This is a genomic window from Rickettsia endosymbiont of Halotydeus destructor, from assembly GCF_049278075.1.
Lineage (GTDB): Bacteria > Pseudomonadota > Alphaproteobacteria > Rickettsiales > Rickettsiaceae > Rickettsia.
Genome location: NZ_JAPNPB010000001.1, coordinates 99,910 through 119,728, shown reverse-complemented (window position 1 = coordinate 119,728; position 19,819 = coordinate 99,910). Strand labels below are relative to the sequence as shown.

Sequence of the window (19,819 nt, the reverse complement as noted above, 5' to 3'; positions counted from 1 at the left end):
TCAGCCTATGAAGTTAGGTTTCAATCTAAATTTAGATGATTTAGATTTAGAAGGTCTTAAAAAACTAGACCGAATATTTTTAAGTTTTTTGCTTGAAAACGACGAATTCCTTTATAACGATATTTTATTTTTTCGTTCTACTCCTCATAATATTTTCCCAAAAGATTATTCAAATTTTTTATTAAAAATCGCCCCTTTTTTAGATGATTTTTTAGCTGAATTATTTAGTATTTCTAAATCGGTTAATAAATTAAGGCAAGAGCATAAAGAGTTTGATATAATTTACGAATGTAAAAGAAAATTTATTCAGCGTTATGCCTTAAAAAAATATCCTGTTGAAAAAATAAAAGAAATTGATTTTGACGATGTTTATGTAAAGCTAAATAATTTTTTAGGAACAAATTTTACTTCTCAAAAATTTGCTGAGCAAGTAATTAAATGGCAATTAGAGGAAGAAAGTTTTGCAAAGGAACTGGAAATAGCAGCGCAATATGCAGCGTGTAGAGTTGCTCAGTGTTATTCCCGCGAAAGCGGGAATCTAGAAAACAATAGTCGACCTGAATCTATTTTAGGAGCTAATAAAGGGATGCTGAAACAAGTTCAGCATGACATAAAAAATGGTGAGAATGACATCTTAAATAACGAAAATGTATTATTCACCATACCCCAAAAAGTCGATAAAGATAACCTAATTAATCCTAAAAAAATAGCTAAATATCAAAAAAACGTTAGAATCGATTTTGATTATTTTGATCCTTCTCTTAACCTAAATGCAGCGTTAAATAATGCTCATTACTGTATTTATTGCCATAAACAAGAAAAAGATTCATGTTCTAAAGGATTTGCGCATGATGGTGATTGTAAAGAACGGAGCGACGAGGCATTAAAAGGCTGCCCATTAAAACAAAAAATTTCCGAGATGAATTACGTTAAAGCGCAAGGTTTTAATTTAGCGGCTCTGGCAATCATCGTTATTGACAACCCGATGGTAGCGGCAACAGGCCATAAAATTTGTAATGATTGTTTAAAAGCGTGTATTTATCAAAAACAGGAATCGGTAGATATTCCATTAATTGAGTCAAATATTTTAGAGGAAACGCTTAAGCTACCTTACGGGCTTGAGATATATTTACTTCTCACTCGTTGGAATCCCTTGAATATTGTTGCTCCACTACCAAAAAAATTAACTGGATATAATATTTTAGTAACGGGCCTTGGTCCTGCCGGTTTTAGCCTTAGTTATTATTTACTGCGTTCCGGTCATAACGTTGTAGCAATAGACGGCCTGAAAGTTACGCCTCTGCCGTTTAATATTAATAAGCCTATAAAATATTGGTTAGAATATAAACAGCGATTATCTGAAAGAATACCGAAAGGCTTCGGCGGCGTAGCTGAATACGGTATAACTAGTAGGTGGGATAAAAATAATTTAGATATATTAAGGCTAATATTAGAAAGGAATAAAAATTTTAAATATTACGGCGCAATACGTTTAGGCAGTAACATAACAACTAGCAAGGCTTTCGAGCTTGGGTTTGATCATATAGCTTTTTGCATTGGGGCAGGTCAGCCTAAAATTTTAGAAACAGCTAATTTTGCTGCTAAGGGAGTTAAAACTGCTTCCGATTTTCTGATGACATTACAAAGTAGCGGTGCATTTTTGGAGAAATCCATTACTAATATGGTAATTAGAATGCCGATAGCAATAATCGGTGGCGGGCTTACTTCGCTTGATGTAGCAACGGAGAGTTTTTATTACTATAAAATGCAGGTAGCAAAGTTTTTTGCTAAATATGAATTAGCAGTCAAAAAACACGGAAAAAGCTATGTTGAAAAAGACTGGACGCTCGAAGATAGAGAAATAGCTAATGAATTTGTTAGCCATACAAAATTATTTAAGAATGCAAAAGACTTTTGTGAAGTAAAACAAATTTTTAACGAACTTGGAGGGATTACTATTTATTATCGAGGAAATTTACAAAATTCTCCTGCTTATAAATTAAATCACGAGGAGTTAATGCAGACGATGGCGGTCGGTATAAATTTTGCTGAAAATATGCAGTTACATACTATTAACGTCGATAAATATGATTATGTTGAATCTGTGGAATTTCGGGGTCATTCCTGTAAAAGCGAGAATGCAGAAAAAACTATACAGCTAAAAACTGTAAAAGCCAAAACTGTGATCATGGCAGTCGGCACTGAAAATGCAAAAATTGAAATGCAGGAAGAAAGATATAGTTACTTTGGTGATTGTGACCCTAAATATGCCGGTAGTGTAGTTAAGGCTCTTGCTAGCAGTAAAGAAGGGTATGAAAGTATAAATAAAAAATTAGATTCTGTGATCAAGACACGGAATGACAAATTTTTCAGAGTAGAAAATTATAAAGAATTTTTTGTTAAACTTGATTCTTTACTAAATAGCAAAATTGAAAAAATAAATATTTTAGCTGATAAAATAGTTGAGTTGGTAATTCACGCGCCAGCAGCTGCTCAAAATTTTAAGCCCGGGCAATTTTTCCGCTTACAGAATTATTCAGATGACGTAACAAAATTAATGGAGCCACTGGCTCTTACCGGTGCATATGTTGATTTAGAAAGAAGTTTAATTTATTTAATAGTTCTTGAAAGCGGTCAATCTAGTAACTTATGTAGACATTTATCTATAGGGGAATCCGTTGCTTTGATGGGGCCGACCGGTGCGCCGACTGAAATATTAAAAGATAGTAATGTGGTACTTATCGGCGGGGGACTCGGTAATGCGGTCTTACTAAGTATCGGTCAAGCTTTGAAGAAAAATAATTGTAAAATTACGTATTTTGCTGGCTATAAGAAATTAACAGATAGGTTTTATGCAGAAAAAATTGCAGAAATAGCAGATAAAGTAATATGGTGTTATGAGGAGGAGGGGCTTTCTCATCTGCCTACTTTGTTTCAAGACTCTTCCAAACATCTCCAATGTCATTCCCGCGAAGGCAGGAATCCAGAAAATAATAGTCCTTCTAAATTTATTTCAAGAACTAATAAAGAGATTCTGAAACAAGTTCAGCATGACAAAAGGCTGGCTCCCCGTTTTCACGGGGATGACATAAAACTTAAGCCGCATTTGCTTAAGGATAAAATACTATACACACACGGTACTGTAATAGATGGTATTAAATATATACAAACACAGGGAGGAGATTATTCTAGCGTCAATAGAATTATAGCTATCGGATCTAGCGAAATGATGGAAGCAGTACAAAATATAAAAAATGAAATATTTGGTGAAAATGTTGAATTAATTGTTAGCGTTAATTCTTTAATGCAATGTATGATGAAAGGAATTTGTGGGCAATGTCTACAAAAAACCAAAGGAGACAAGAGTTATATTTTTGCTTGCGCTTGCCAAGATCAAAATGCCGAAATAATTGATTTCTCAAGTCTAAAAAATCGTTTGCGTCAAAATGCCGTACAGGAAAAGTTACAAAACCTGAAATAATCTTTTATCTCACCGTACAGTTTTTCTTTTTGCTTTAATTTCCCTAAATTTTGTTGGAATTATTAAAGTGTATATTAATTCCTGCGCATTATTTAAGGTAATTTCTATTTTACCCTGATGAGCCTTAATTATTTTTGCTATTTCTAAAAAAACAAAATTATTATATATTTCATTTGAGGTGCTTAATAAATTATTGATATTATCCTGCCTTGGTTTAACTCGGGCAAAAATTAAAGTTATTTTTACGGCATCACTGATAGTTAGAGGTAAATCAGTAGAATTTATATCGTAGTCAAGGCACGTATCTTCGAATATAAAATGTGCAACATTACTTTCGGAACTTAGTCGACCATAATCGAGTAAAGTAATTACGGTATTCAGTATTAGCTGTTCATCAATTTCCAGCTCTTTATGTTGTGTTCTAAAAATAGTGCTGATGTCTACTGTAGAATTGAAATTATTTTTTTTATAATATTTGATTATCGTGGCAAAGAATGGTTTTAATTCTATTTTTGAAAGCTTTATTTGAGTTTCATTTTTGATTTCTGAAATTACTTCATCTAGATACTCAGCTCCGTCTCTTAACTTATCAGTTATTTTTAGCAAATCAGCTTTTTCTTTAACTATTTCCTGTTTTTTGGAATTTTCAATATTTTCTCCTAATTTTCCTATTTCGGTATGTAAGGATTTAAATAGCTGGATATAATTCTCATCCAATTTATGGAAAAACTCTTTTCTTTGTTGCATAACTTTAAATAAGTTAGATAAATTAATATTATTTTTTTGTTCCAAATCTTTTTTATAATTTTCAGCTAACTCATCGTATTTTTGTTTTGGCTTGATAAAAGCAAGTAATAGGCTACTAAATAATAGTAAAAAATAAATCACTTTAAACTGTATATTACCGAAATCCCCCGGTAGAGGTGTATGAGTATATAATTTAAAAAATTCGCTCGAAACAGTAAGTCCAAAAGCTAACATTAATAATGTCATTTGCCAACGAAGTATAATCCCCATAATTACCATGTTTAACATAAAAACCATTAACTGTATTTCGCTGAAATGGCTAATTATGACTAAAATACTGCCGACACAAATAAGAATATAAAATATTGCTATATTCCAGTATATCGTTATGAATTTTTCATTTTTGAAAGTCTTTGGCCATATCGGATATGATAATAGAATTGCCGACATTATTAGCACGGAATGATAAATAAAGTTATAAATTTCCTTGTAATGAATTCTTAAACTTTCCGGTATCGTATAAAGAGAAGAATAAGTAGAAGCTATTATAAAAATTCCAAGATAAGTGTAGGTAACTTCTTCTCGTGGCAAATTATTAGTACAAAATCTTAATATATTAAATTCTTTAATGTTTGTTATAAAATTATTTATTTTACGTTTTTGCTCCATTCGAGCAACTATTAAGGGTAAAGGGTTTTTGACTCCTACCCAACCGCCTCGCTGTTTTAACAAATAATGGCTAGCGAATAGAAAAATCATATTTATAAAAGTAGCGGGTATTACCCCTTCAATTTCAGTATCAGGAAAAATAAATCTCCATAAAATTGTTGAGATAAAACCCGCTGCCATACCGATTAAAACGGATTTAGAAGAACTACGAAACCCCAGGACCGCAAAAAGTATCGGTATTGCAACAATAGGTATGTAAAATTCATTAACAAATATAAATAATTTAAATAAATTACTAGAAGATAATGCTGCTGTAATTGCGAATACTCCGATTGTTACTGCAAATAATTTGGAAGAAAGTAGCTCGTTATCTTTAATCCACTTAATTCCAAGAGGAGTGCAAAAATCGTGGGCAAATATTACTGCTGCAGAATTTATATAAGAATCCGCTGTTGACATCAGCATGGCAACTATTCCTATTAAAACAAATCCTTTAAAACCGGGATAAGTATAATTATCGATAACGTAACTTAATAAACTATCTGCTGCGATATCATTTTTTATAGATAATAATAAAATCGCTGTCCAGTCTATAAATATATAGATAGTTATAAGAATTAGCCCAGCAATAAAAAAAGACCTTCTTATTTGTTTGGTATTTTTAGCCATGGAAACTCGTTGAAACATTGCCGGGTCAAAACATACAGGATATGCAAAAAGAGGAAAAAGTATTATTAAACTCCAGAAATGTGGGTTGCTATAGCTAAATACTTCTTTAAAGTCAAATGCTGAATTATAAGCAATCGTATCAAACACAATTTCCGGATTATTTAAGGTACCATAAATTACCAACGCTAGAATTGGTATAAAAGTGCCGAAAGTAAGAAATTGAATAATATCGGTAAAAGTAACTGCTTTTATGCCACCACCTGCGGAATATATGATTACTATCATACCGCTAATTATAGTAGCATATACGCTATTTATCCCAAAAAAATAACTTAAAATTGTTGAAGCTACCTTAAATTGTACGGCAACAATTCCGGCGGTTGTCGCAATACTGCAAATTGCGGTAATAATTCGAATATTATGACCGAAAAGATTGCCCATAGCTTCAGCAATAGATAAAGTGCCCAAAAACTCTGCCATTCTTGGAGCTAAAAAATATGCTGTTATAAAAAAAGCTGATATTTCTCCGACATTTAAAAATATATAAGCTAAGCCGTCGGTATAAGTTTTAGATAAAGTTAAAGAAAAAACCCCTCCTCCAATAAAAGTGGCGATAATAGTCGCAACAATAGTCGGAGTAGAAAAACTCCTATCTCCTACCGCATATTCTTTTATAGTTTTAATATTGCGGCTATAATACACGCCAACGCATAAATTAACGGCTAGAAACCCAACGAAAATAATAATATCTAAATTAGTCATTTTATGTATTTTTTTAATTGGGATTTACTTGGGTAGTAATTATAATTAAATAAAAAAATAATTCTACTAGTAATTTTATTAATAATAGCTAATTTAAATCAAATATCATTTTATATGGTATTTTTACCCATGTTTATTTACACTAGTATTATTATAAAATTGATTAAGAAAATTAAGTAGAACTGGAATTTAGGGTGGAAAATTATTTAGGCGGTGGTATTAAGCATTTCAATGTCATTCTTGTAAGCAAAGCGTTACTATAAAGTTCAAAAAATGCCTAAATCAGTCATTGCGAGCGTTATTGTTGCGTGGCTCGAAATCATCACAAAAATCGTCATTGCGAGGAGCGTAGCGACGCGGCAATCTAGTCCTTTGTCATGCTGAATTTATTTCAGCATCTCTTATAAAATATCCTAAAACAAGTGAAGTAATGACTATATATTTTCTAGATTGCCGCGTCGGGACTACGTCCCTCCGCAATGACGATTGAGAGTAAATCCACGCAGCAACGCGGGTCAAGCCCACGCACGGTGTTGGTTGGAATGCTTTGCGAGAACTTTAAGCTATTTTTTGATATTCGAAATATATTTGTCTTACCGCATAAATCCATGCTAAGCAGACAAAGGTAAATATTACCATTAAGATTGGTGAGATGGAGCTAAAAGTTGCCGTTGGGATTATAGTAAAGATAATAGATTGCACTAGCCCGCTTGAAGATTTCCCGACTTTGGAACTTATTACATCAACGGCTGCTTTGCCTTTGGTTTTTAACTCTTTATCAAGCGGTATATATAACATCTCTCTTGAGGTATCCCAAATTGAGTATTTAGTGCCTTTGGCTAAAATATTCTGTATTGCACCAATGGATACGGCAAGAGCAAGAGGAGTCATTAAAATCGCTCCTTCAAAAAGCGACAATATTTGTCGATCAAATACAATAAGCATAAAAAATAATATACCGGTAATCATTATTATAATTGGCGAAATTACAGCTGCGGCAAACCAATTATATGTACGCATGACATTATTACCGATAATTGTCATTACCATAATAGCGACACCGGTCCAAAGGATATATAGGCTATTAAATTCGGCATAAGTATTTACAGTCGGATATAGCTCTTTAATTTTTGCTTTCCAGACAGCTTCGACTAAGTTCATCGATAACCCGAAAGCTGCCGAACATATTAGTAGTAACCACAAATATCTCGACCTTGCAATATATTGGAAACTTTTTATCAATCCCATTCTATCTTTAGTTGACCTACCGCTTTTAGCTTTGGCGTAAAATGTCGGATTAGTAAATATATTTTTAGTAATGAATCTTACCAGCAGGCACGAAGCAATAGCCGCAACAGTTACAAGAATAGTTGAAGTTTGTACAAGAGTGATTTTATTATCCGAAACATTAATAAAATATTTAATAATAGTTTGCTCAGATGATAAATTCATCATCAAAAAGCCGACTAATATTAACGAAGAATTGCCGAATAGAGAAAAAAGCGTATAGAATCTTTTTGCTTCTTCGGTAGTGGTTAATTCATTGGCGAATTGCCAGAATAATAATACGTAAAAAATATTTGGCCAAAGCTCGGCAAGGCTATAATATACTATATATGCCCAATTACCTATTAAAGCTATATACCATTTAAAATGAGGATACGTCTCCATCATTTGAGTCAGCTTATCAGGATTTATATGAAAAAAATGAATATTCGGATAAATGATAAAAGCAAAGATAACAAAAAATCCGATAAAAAATAAACTTAAATAGTAAAAAATCTTTTCAAATGTAAAATGATTAACCATTTTAGCGTAAGCAATGACAAATATAGCAGCAGCCGGAGTAACGCAATAAACTTTAGCAAAAGCTGCTACTTCAGCGCTAATTTCAGAAATTAATATACTATCTTTGAGAATTCGGAGGATATTTTGATTAAATAAAATGCAAAACATCAAAGCGCTCATAGGAATAAATTTTCCGAGCTCATGTTTATGCACGGGCCAAAACATAGCCCTAAATTTACTTTTAAAGGAATTATTTCTAAATGAAGACGAGGTACTTAGCATTATAAAGCCCTAGGGACAAAAAAAAAACTTAAGCATACTGCTCGTCTTTTAAAAATTATTTTTTCATTTTGATTTTAGGATTCGCGTGCGCTCACCAGTCCAAAATAAAATCTAATTTTCAAAATACTTGACTATAGTTTTAAAAGTGCCAAACTTATATAATATATTGGGGTTTTTGTCAAGAATTACTAATTTAAATTAAGAAGTTTAAAAATGCTAAATAGCGATAAATTTCAGGAATATTTTGATCGTTATAACAATTATGCAAAAAGTTATAACTTGGGTAGTAAGTATTTAGAACTTGGCAAGCAAGTAATTCAAACTAGATATTATAGGTTGCTATATTATTCTTCGATGCCCTTCCAACAAAGGCAAGAGTCCAGGAAAGATAATAAAGTATTTTTGATTATCCCTTCTATTTTCAATTCGCCGGAAATCCTGTTTTTAAGCCGTGATAAAAGTTTTATTGATAATTTGAGGGAATGTGGTGAAGTTTTTTTAATTGATTGGGTAGAAGTTAAAAACCCAAAATATTTACTAGATGATTATGCGAGGCAAGTAATCAAGGTTATAAATAAGTTAAAAAAAAAGAATATTACTTCAATTAATTTAATAGGTCACTGTATCGGCGGCAATCTTGCAATAGCTGCAAACGTGTTAGCTCCAAATAGTATAAGTACTTTAACTCTGCTTACTACGCCGTGGGATTTCTCGCATTTTTTTTATATACGTCAAGCTCATCGCTATTTCAACCTGGATTATTATATAGACAATTTACCGATAATACCTAAAATACATATCCAAATCTTATTTTTTCTTTTATTTCCTAATCATTTTAATGTTAAGTTAGATAAATTTTTTTCTTTAACCTCTGCTAAGGAGCAAGATTTAGCATTTAGAATAGAAAACTGGTTAATGTCAGGTAATGATTTGCCAAAAGCTACTTATTACCAGCTCATGCAAAATATATTGAATGATAATATGTTTGCAAACCTTAGATGGAAAATTAATAAGACAATAATTGATCCAAAGTTGATTGATAATCCTGTATATATAATAGTTGCAAATAACGATCAAATAGTACCAAAATCGTCTATTTTATCTTTGCATCTGTTATTAAAAAATTCTACACTACTGGAAGTAGAAGGAGGACATATTAGTTATTTGATAAATAGTAAATTAGTTAACTTATTTAATTTTATAGGAGGATAGTATGACTACACGTGCAGTTTATATAACACATGCAAAAAGAACCGCCGTCGGTTCTTTTTTAGGCAGTCTTGCAACGATTTCAGCACCTCATTTGGGTGCTACTATAATTAGTTCTATTCTCAAGGATAGTAAAGTTGATCCAGCTTTAATTAGCGAAGTAATACTCGGACAAGTCATAACCGGTGGTAGCGGACAAAACCCCGTTAGACAATCTTTAATTCATGCAGGTATTCCGAAAGAGGTAACAGGTTTTACGGTTAATAAAGTGTGCGGTTCAGGTCTCAAAACAGTAGCGCTCGCTGCGAGTTCTATTATTACAGGAGATAATGAAATTGTGATAGCCGGTGGGCAGGAAAATATGTCGCTGGGTCTACACGGTGCATATGTACGAACCGGCTGTAAGTTCGGTGATGCCAAAATGATTGATTTAATGCAGTATGACGGTCTGACCGATGTGTTTTCTGGTAGCTATATGGGTATTACTGCTGAAAATATTTCAAAACAATTTAATATTACTCGCGAAATGCAAGATGAATTTTCTTTAAAATCTCATCAAAAGGCGACTATTGCACAGCTGGAAGGCAGATTTAAAAATGAAATTTTACCGATAGACGTAATTACCAAGAAAAATACAATTATTTTCGAGCATGATGAGACAGTTAGACCAAATACTAGTATGGAAATTTTAAGTAAGCTTCGTCCAGCTTTTGATAAAAACGGCACGGTAACGGCTGGTAATTCTTCCTCTATTAATGATGGTGCTGCTTGTTTAATGGTAGTTTCTGAAGAGGCTTTAAGGAAATATAATTTAACACCGCTCGTTCGTATTGTATCTTATGCCTCTGCCGGCGTTGATCCAAATATCATGGGTACTGGACCTGTTCCAGCATCTAGAAAAGCATTAACAAAAGCTAGTTGGAAAGTAGAAGATTTGGACGTGATTGAAGCAAATGAAGCTTTTGCCGCACAAAGTGTATATGTTAATCAAGAAATGAGATGGGATTTAGATAAAGTTAATATGAATGGCGGGGCTGTCGCAATAGGTCATCCGATAGGCGCAAGCGGCGCAAGAGTGCTAGTTACATTAATTCATCAAATGAAAAGGATTAACGCTAAAAAAGGACTCGCTACTCTTTGCATTGGCGGCGGTATGGGTATTGCAATGTGCGTTGAATCCGTTTGATAAATAATATTATAATTAATCTAATACTATCCTTATGTACAACCAATCTCCTGAACAAGTAAAATCCATTTTAGATGTATGGAAAATTATTGAAGTTATCAAGCCTACCAAAAATGAAAATTTAAATAGTTACTTTGAATTAATAAAAAAACATACCGAGCAAGAAGAAAAATTTTATTGTGAACTAAGAAATCAAGAGGCTCTTTTTTTGCTAAAAGATGCACCTTTTGAAAATTTTGATAAGCAAAAACTTGGTATAGATCTTAATGAAAACGATGTAACTGTTTATTGGAATATTTATTTAGGTTATTTAAAATGGTCAGATGCTGAAGTTGATATTTGGAAAAAAATAAAAAGAATACCTGAAATAAATAAAGAAATTTTAGCAGATCATACAAATCAAGATTCTACAACCATTACGCCGCTTGCTGCTTTAATTATTGATGAAAATATGAATTATGTAAAAGATTCGATGGTTATTTCTACTGCAGCTTATGCGCTTGGTGAAATCACAAAAAGCAATTTCAATGAGGAAGATTTTAAAAAGTTAGTTAATTTTGATGATATCAATAATTCGTTAATACATGAAGCGTTAAAGCTTGCGGAAATTAACCAAGAAGGAAAGTTACTATTAAATGCGAATAGTATTAATCTCATAATTGATTTTCTAATTAAAGAATTACGTCTTGATCAGAAATATTTAATTAACCGTTCTGAAATATGCGTTAGGAGAGTTACTTCATCACAAAAAAAGAAGAAAGAGGAAGAAGAAAAAGAAAAAAATCCTACTTTGGTATATACACCACCTTTAGAAATGTTTAATAGTTTTTTTCTAAAACCGCTAGATTTTGTTAGAAATAATATCCAAAATATTTCTATAGATTCTGCAATTGCTAAATATCTAGGGCAAGAAGATAAGCCTGATTCAATAGATGTTTTAGATAATTTAGCAGTTTTTAAAAGTTTACTTCAGCCAAGCAAAATGCAAATTACTCGCTGGCCTTCATCGCCTAAAAATTCTTTAGCTGCTTTGCAAGCTGCCTCTATTAATTCGATATTGCTCAATTCTAAAGAAAAACTTTTTGCTGTTAACGGTCCACCCGGAACGGGTAAGACGACATTAATGTTTGATATAATTGCGAATCTCTATGTTGAACGGGCACTAAAATTATCCCAATTACAGCATCCAAGCGATGGATTTGACAAACAAAAAAATCAGGCATGTTCATTCCATAAATCTTTTACACATAATATAAAACCTTTAAAATCAGACTTACAAGATTATGGTATTGTTATAGCTTCTTCTAATAATAATGCTGTAGAAAATATATCTAAAGAGCTACCGCTTAAAGCCAAAATAGATCCAATTTATCTAAATGAATTAGATATTTTTAGTAAGCTTTTAACTGACCAAAATAGTTGGGGTATATTTGCTGCAGTGCTTGGTAATTCGACCAATAGAAAAGATTTTATCAGTAAGTTTTGGTCAATTAGAAATTATGAAGATAATCAAAAAGCTAAAACTTTCACAATGCGTCAATATTTAAATTTATTGAAAAATAATAACCATAAAGATCACGCTCCTAAAAACTATAAACCTGAATATTGTAATTCACCGATGGAATTAGAAAATAAATGGAATATAGAATGTCAAGAATTCATGGCGCTATATAAAAAAATTACAGATATTTATAATGCAATCGATACGGTAATCAATCAAAACAAGAAAAAAAGGGATATTTTAAACAAATATGAGTATACAATTAATGAAGAAGAATATCCGGCAGAAATTACTAAGCTAAATCTTACCTTAAAAAATATTGAGTCTGAAATAAATGAAATAGAAAAATTTTTTAAAGGTTTTAGTTTGAAACTATTGGAAAAAATTCATACATTTTATAAAACAGAAAAATACCATTATTTTGAAGAAAGAAAAGATAAATTAGCTTTATCAAAAGAAGTAATTAAGAAGCTCGATTATATTAGAGAACTGAAGAGTATTAAAGAATCTTTAATTAAACCTATAAAATTCTTAGAAAATGAAGATTTTAATATTAAGGATTTTGAAGAGGATATTTTTTGGCAAGCATGGGAGGCTAATCATAAAGAGTTGCATAAAACAACCCCTTTTTTTAATGAAAAATTTGAACGGCTTAGATCAGAATTATTTATTAAAGCTACTACAATACACGAAATATTCATAAACGCTAATGCTGATAATTTTTGGTGTAGTTTAAATTTATTTATAGAAATTTTAAGCAAACCCTGTATAGATATCGATCCTAAAATTTGGCATATAGCTTGGCAAAACTTTTTTATGGTTGTACCTGTAGTATCTACAACTTTTCATTCTTTTGATAATATGTTCAAATATGCAAATCATAATGATCTTCCATGGTTAATAATTGATGAAGCAGGACAAGCTCCTCCGCAATATGCGGTTAGCGCTATTTATAGAGCAAAGAATGTGGTAATAGTCGGTGATCCAATGCAAACACAACCTATATCAACACTTAAAGAAGATTTAATTAAAACGCTATGTAGTAAATTTAATATCTCGTTTCCTGATTGGTCACCCTCTAAAGTTTCAGCGCAACATTTAGCCGATCGTAATTCTTTATATCAAACAAAATATAGCGATGTTACCGTTGGCTTTCCGCTATTAGTGCATAGAAGATGCCAAAACCCAATGTTTGATATATGCAATAAAATCGCTTATGACAATAAAATGATTTTTGCCGCATCTTTTATTAAATCTAAGCTTAAAGAAATTTTAGGAAATTCAAAATGGATAGATGTCGTAGATGATAGTATTAATCAAGCAAAACATGAATCTAGAGTGGAATTTAACAAATTATTTGAACTTTTAAAACTCATTTTTCAGCAAGAAAAACCTGATAGTTTGTTAAAACAAATTTATGTAATAACTATGTATAAAAATTTTAGTCTTTATGTTAAAAAGAATATAAAAAAGAGAATTTTAGAATTAACTACAAACCGAGAGATGATCAGGGAGCTACAAATTTTTTGTGATAAAAACATCGGCACCATACATGCATTTCAAGGTAAAGAAGCCGATACGGTTATTATGTTACTTGGTGCACAACGCTCTTGCGATAAAGGTACTAGAAATCTCATGACCGATAAGCCGAACGTATTAAATGTTGGTATTAGTAGAGCTAAAAATAATTTATATATTATCGGCAATAAAGCAGTATGGTTAAAGCATAAGCATATGCAAGAAATTGATAACGCATTAAACAAGTACAATTAAAAAAATAAAATAGTAATCAATGTCAAAATTTTCGTTTAAGTTAAACCATCAATACAAAAAAGCCAGAAGCGGCGTTATTAATACAGCACACGGGGAGATACGCACTCCTGCCTTTATGCCAGTAGGTACTAGGGGTACAGTTAAGGCGATGCTGCCGGAGTCAGTAGCCGAAACAGGTGCAGATGTGATACTTGGTAATACTTACCATTTAATGCTACAACCAAGCGCAGAACGTATAGCTCGCCTTGGTGGTTTACATAAATTTATGAATTGGAATAAGCCGATATTAACCGATTCCGGCGGTTTTCAAGTAATGTCTTTAGCAAAATTGCGTAAAATATCTGAAGAAGGGGTAGCGTTTAATTCACATATTAACGGCGATAAATATATGTTAACTCCGGAGCGTTCTACCGAAATACAGTACTTACTCGGTAGCACTATTACGATGGCGTTTGATGAATGTACCCCTTATCCTGCGACATTCGAGCAAGCCAAAACCTCTATGCAATTAACTACTAGATGGGCGCATAGGTCACGAGAAGCTTTTGTTAAACGTGACGGTTATGGTCAATTTGGGATTATGCAGGGAGGAATTTATGAAGAGCTACGTGCAGAATCGGCAAAAGACCTAGTAGATTTGAATTTTGAAGGCTATGCTATCGGCGGTCTTGCTGTCGGCGAAGGCCAGGATTTAATGTTTAAAGTGTTGGACTATGCTCCCGATTTGTTACCTAGGGATAAACCGCGCTATTTAATGGGAGTAGGCAAGCCACTTGATATTATCGGTGCAGTCGAGAGAGGTATAGATATGTTTGATTGCGTAATTCCGACAAGATCGGGTCGTAATGGGCAAGCATTTACAAAATACGGCACTGTTAATATTCGTAATAGCAAATATGCCGATGATAATGAGCCTTTAGAATTTGATTGTCCTTGTCCCGCTTGTACTAATTATACTAAAGCTTACTTGCATCATTTAGTCAGGATTGGAGAAATACTCGGCTCAATGCTGATGACCTGGCATAATCTTGCATATTTTCAGAATCTAATGAGTCGGATTAGGGAATATATAGCAGCGGGTAAAGATTTTGATTTTGTGGCTTAGAGATTTTACGGCAATGTTACTATATCAAAAATATTTTATAAGAAATATCTTTCCGCTACTTATTACTGTTACTTTTTCGGTAACTAGCCTGGTATGGATTACTCAAATATTAAAGCTTTTATATCTTTTTGATAAAGGCATAAAAATCACGGATTTTTTTAATTTAATAATCTTAGTATTGCCGTCTTTATTATTTGTTTTACTTCCTATAGTAACGGTTATTGCTGTTATTTATACATATAACGATTTAAAAACCGCTAGAAAGTTAATCATATTGCAAGTCTCTGGAGTAAATAATTTACAACTTGCAAGACCCGCTTTTTTTGTTGCGCTTGTAGTAACGTTATTCGCGTATTATTTATCTTCCGCTGCTATGCCTTTATCTTACATAAACTTAAAATCTCGTTTGAGTTTTATAAAAAATAACTATATTTCCAATATGATAGAGGAGAAAACCTTTAATAAAATATCAAAAGATATTACTCTTTATATTGATAAGAAATTAACCGATAACACAATGACCGGCTTAGTGGTTTTCGATAACCGCAATCTTGAAAATCCTTCCATATTATTTGCCGAAACCGGTATATTAAATATATATGATAACGATCCCGTGTTTAAATTAAATAAAGGAATAAGACAAATATACGATAAAAATGGTAATTTAACTCAGTTATCATTTAATTCATTAAAGGTAAGGCTAAGTAAAGATAATTCTTTAGCTCATGAAAGAGATAAATATAACCGGGATATTAACGAATATTATATTCAAGAATTATTACAGCCAGATTCTGAACTTCCGGCACAAAAAAAAATTAAATTAATTGCCGAAGGACATCAAAGATTGCTATGGCCGCTATATAATTTTGCTTTAACTTTTTTAGCTTTGGCGGTTTTTTTAAGATATCCTTACAGCAAAAAATCTACGTTAATGCCAATGTTACTTACAGCTATGTCAGTATTAGTTGTTACTTCTCTACATTTTACTCTTCAAAATTTTGCTTCCAGAGATTTAAGTTTTATCATTCCTTGTTATATTAATATGTTTGTTGCTATAGTAATTGGATTATATTTATTTTTACGTAAGACTGTATGAGTTTTCGAGATTTACCACAATTTTTAGAATTTCTAGAAAAAAATGATCAGTTAAAACGTATATCTACCCCAGTTAAAGCTGATTTAGAGATTACAGAAATTAGTAAAAGATACCTTGCTCAAGGCGGCCCGGCATTATTATTTGAAAATGTCATAAAATGTGATGGCACAAAGTCCGCAATACCTGTTTTAACCAATTTATACGCTAGTCTAGAACGTATTAGTATGGGACTAAAATTAAACAGCCCCGCAGAACTTAGAGAATTCGGTAAATTATTAGCATTCCTCAAACAACCCGAACCTCCTGCATCTCTTAAAGAAACATTTTCGATGTTACCGCTAGCTAAGCGAATATTTGCAATGTCACCGAAAACTGTTTCAAAAGCCGAGTGTCAAGAAATCATCATTAATACGCCTGATGTTAATATATTACCGATTCAAAAATGTTGGCCGCTTGATGCCTCACCTTTGATTACTTGGCCGATAGTTGTCACTAAAGGACCTAGTGAAGACAAAATAGATAATTACAATCTCGGCATTTATAGGATGCAAGTAATAGCTCCTAATAAACTATTAATGCGTTGGCTAAAGCTTCGCGGCGGTGCAGAGCATCATAAACGTTGGAAAGAAAGCAAAAAAGTGCCGTTTCCTGCTGCGATAGTTATCGGGGCAAATCCTGCCGTGACGTTAGCTGCTGTTATGCCACTGCCTGAAAATATTTCTGAATATAGTTTTGTCGGGCTACTGGGCAATCAAAAAGTAGAGCTAATAAATTGTAAAAATATTGATTTAAAAGTACCGGCTCATAGTGAAATTGTTATTGAAGGTTATGTAAGCCTGGATGAGTATTTACCCGAAGGACCATTTGGCGATCATACCGGTTATTATAATGACGTTGAAGAATTTCCGGTATTTACCGTAAAAACTATTACTATGAAAAAGAACCCAATATATTTAAGCACTTATACCGGTAAGCCGCCTGATGAGCCTTCGATACTCGGTGAGGCGTTAAATGAGATTTTTATTCCGCTAATTCAACAACAATTTCCTGAAATTGTTGATTTCTGGTTACCTCCTGAAGGTTGTTCATATAGAGTAGCTGTGGTTTCAATACGTAAATCCTACCCAGGTCATGCAAAGAGAATAATGCTCGGTATTTGGTCATATTTGCGGCAATTTATGTATAGTAAATTTATCATTGTTGTAGATGAGGATATTGACATACGCAATTGGCAAGAAGTAATTTGGGCGATTGCTACGCGAAGCGATCCGTCACGTGATACTACTTTTATAGATAATTCGCCTATTGATTATTTAGATTTCGCCTCGCCTATGTCAGGACTCGGTAGTAAAATGGGAATAGATGCGACTAATAAAATATATCCAGAGACTAATAGAAAATGGGGCGAAAAAATAGAGATGACCCAAGAAGTTATCGACAAGGTTAATAGTATGTGGGATAGTTTAAAGTTGTAAGATAAACGTCACTGCGAGGAATTTTGAGCTTTGTAGCGTTATGTCATTCCTGCGAAAGCAGGAATCCAGAAAAATAATAATCATCCTGAATTTATTTTAAAATATTTTTAAATTAGATGCTGAAACAGATTCAGTGTGACAAAAGCAAGGCCTGGATTCCTGCTTTCGCAGGAATGACATAAAAGGCAAGGGGAATGATATAGGCAGTAGCAGGCATAACATCGAGCATGCTTTAACTTATCCACTCAACACAAATATAAAACAAAACCAAATATATGAATAACATTACCGGCGAAACAATAATCAATAATCTAAAAGAAATTAACGATAAATATCAAGAAGTTCTTTTGCAGCTAATGCAAGGGAAAGGCAGTATGATCCCTAGTAGTTTAGTCGATAGCGATCGAAATAGGATAATTTATACTAGTATGGTTGAACAATTTTGGGCAAATCCGGAGAAGTTTTGTAAAGTTAATATTGAATATGCCGAGAAATTTAAAGAGCTTACTCAAAATGTTTTCGCAAAATTTGTCGGTAGTCCGGCAAAGCCTATATTTTCACCTGATAATAAAGATAAACGATTTAAGGATTCTTCCTGGCAAGATAATGCTTATTTTGATTTTGTTAAACAATTTTACCTAATGTCTTCAGAATGTGTAGAAAAGAATATTGCACAATATGAATTATCGCCAAATTTACAGCAACATTTAGAATTTGTAACAAAGCAATTTATCGACGCATTTTCTCCCTCGAATTTTGCTTTTTGTAATCCTAAAGTTTTACGTGAAACTTTGGAAAGTGGAGGACAAAATCTGGTACAGGGTCTTGAGAATTTTTTGAAAGATATCAAAAGTTCGGGCGATATATTAAATATTAAAACTACCGATAAGTCAGCTTTTCAATTAGGAAAAAATATTGCTACGACCAAAGGAAAAATTGTTTTTCAAAATGACTTGATGCAGCTTATTTGTTATGAACCGAAAGAGCAAACACATAGTGTGCCGTTATTTATTATTCCTCCCTGTATTAATAAATATTATATACTCGATTTATCCGCTCATAATTCATTAATATCATATCTGGTAGAAAATAATTTTCAGGTATTCCTCGTTTCCTGGGTTAATCCGGATAGTACGATGTCGGAAAAAAGTTTTGAAGATTATTTAAAAAATGGGTTACTTGCCCCTTGTGAATATATAAATAGCCTTGGTTACAAAAAAATTAATTTTGTTGGTTATTGTATTGGCGGAACCTTTTTAGCTATTTTACTTAGCTATTTAAAGGCAAAAAAATTAGATTATGTTAATAGCACAACTTTTCTTACTACTCTTTTGGATTATACTCACCCGGGGGAAGTGGGGGTATTTATTAACGACTCGACAATAGGGCATATCGAAGAAGACATGAAGCAAAAAGGCTATTTTGACGGCAGATATTTATCCAATAGCTTTAGTTTACTCCGAGCTAATGATTTAGTGTGGTCTTTCTTTGTAAATAATTACTTACTGGGTAAAACGCCGATGCCTTTTGATTTATTATATTGGAATGCCGATCATACTAATCTACCGGCAAAAATGCACAGCTATTATTTACGTAATATGTACCTTAATAATTTATTAAAAGAGCCTAATGCTTTGATATTACTCGGTATGCCTATAGATTTAAAAAATATCGATTGTAATTCTTTTTTTATTGCTGCAAAAGATGATCATATAGCTCCATGGCGTTCGGTATATGAAGGAATGAAATTATTAGGTGGTAACAAAGTCTTTTGTTTAACAGATTCAGGGCATATAGCCGGAATAGTTAATCCTCCTTCTTTATCTAAATATAATTATCGTACTCACGATGATTTATCGCTTAGCAGCGAAGACTGGTTTATGGCAGCTGAAGAAAAACAAGGATCATGGTGGAGCTATTGGCTTATTTGGCTAAAAGATAATAATAAAGCAGAGCTTACAAAATCTATAGATTATAAAAATATAAGCGCTATTGAAGAGGCGCCGGGTAGTTACGTAAGGAATAAAATAGTTTGAAGGATGTCATTCCTGTGAGGTAATATCTCGTGGATATTCA

The 19,819-nt window shown here is 32.5% G+C and carries 10 protein-coding genes; 8 read left to right on the top strand and 2 right to left on the bottom strand.

Annotated elements, in window-relative coordinates; genetic code table 11:
• The first annotated feature begins 7 nt into the window (after positions 1-7).
• Positions 8-3,481 (top strand): FAD-dependent oxidoreductase, encoded by a 3,474-nt coding sequence (locus tag OTR29_RS00495; RefSeq protein ID WP_422228713.1) that lies wholly within the window; start codon positions 8-10, stop codon positions 3,479-3,481.
• A gap of 9 nt (positions 3,482-3,490) precedes the next feature.
• Here the strand turns inward: OTR29_RS00495 and OTR29_RS00490 are convergent, their stop codons facing one another.
• Positions 3,491-6,328, bottom strand: coding sequence for a sodium:solute symporter family protein (locus OTR29_RS00490; RefSeq protein ID WP_422228712.1), 2,838 nt, complete (start codon positions 6,326-6,328; stop codon positions 3,491-3,493).
• A 558-nt stretch (positions 6,329-6,886) separates the two neighbouring features.
• Positions 6,887-8,398 (bottom strand): GTP/GDP exchange transporter Tlc5, encoded by a 1,512-nt coding sequence (tlc5, locus tag OTR29_RS00485; protein WP_422228711.1) that lies wholly within the window; start codon positions 8,396-8,398, stop codon positions 6,887-6,889.
• A 213-nt stretch (positions 8,399-8,611) separates the two neighbouring features.
• Here tlc5 and OTR29_RS00480 point away from each other — a divergent pair, with 213 nt between their 5' ends.
• The 7 genes from OTR29_RS00480 (at position 8,612) to OTR29_RS00450 (ending at position 19,779) form a co-directional block, all read left to right on the top strand.
• On the top strand, positions 8,612-9,610 hold the full coding sequence (locus tag OTR29_RS00480; RefSeq protein ID WP_422228710.1) for an alpha/beta fold hydrolase: 999 nt from the start codon (positions 8,612-8,614) through the stop codon (positions 9,608-9,610).
• 1 nt (position 9,611) lies between these two features.
• Positions 9,612-10,793: an acetyl-CoA C-acetyltransferase gene (locus OTR29_RS00475; RefSeq protein WP_422228709.1), complete on the top strand. Its 1,182-nt coding sequence runs from the start codon at positions 9,612-9,614 to the stop codon at positions 10,791-10,793.
• A gap of 34 nt (positions 10,794-10,827) precedes the next feature.
• Positions 10,828-14,067, top strand: a complete 3,240-nt coding sequence (locus tag OTR29_RS00470) for a DEAD/DEAH box helicase (protein WP_422228708.1) — start codon at positions 10,828-10,830, stop codon at positions 14,065-14,067.
• A 19-nt stretch (positions 14,068-14,086) separates the two neighbouring features.
• Positions 14,087-15,172, top strand: coding sequence for a tRNA guanosine(34) transglycosylase Tgt (gene tgt / locus OTR29_RS00465; protein ID WP_422228707.1), 1,086 nt, complete (start codon positions 14,087-14,089; stop codon positions 15,170-15,172).
• Positions 15,173-15,185: 13 nt separating this feature from the next.
• Entirely contained in the window at positions 15,186-16,268 is a 1,083-nt protein-coding gene (locus OTR29_RS00460) for an LptF/LptG family permease (protein ID WP_422229050.1), read from the top strand.
• Entirely contained in the window at positions 16,265-17,743 is a 1,479-nt protein-coding gene (locus OTR29_RS00455; RefSeq protein ID WP_422228706.1) for a UbiD family decarboxylase, read from the top strand. Before OTR29_RS00460 ends, OTR29_RS00455 begins: the two co-directional genes overlap by 4 nt.
• Before the next feature lie 275 nt (positions 17,744-18,018).
• Positions 18,019-19,779, top strand: coding sequence for a PHA/PHB synthase family protein (locus OTR29_RS00450; protein WP_422228705.1), 1,761 nt, complete (start codon positions 18,019-18,021; stop codon positions 19,777-19,779).
• Positions 19,780-19,819 lie beyond the last annotated feature (40 nt).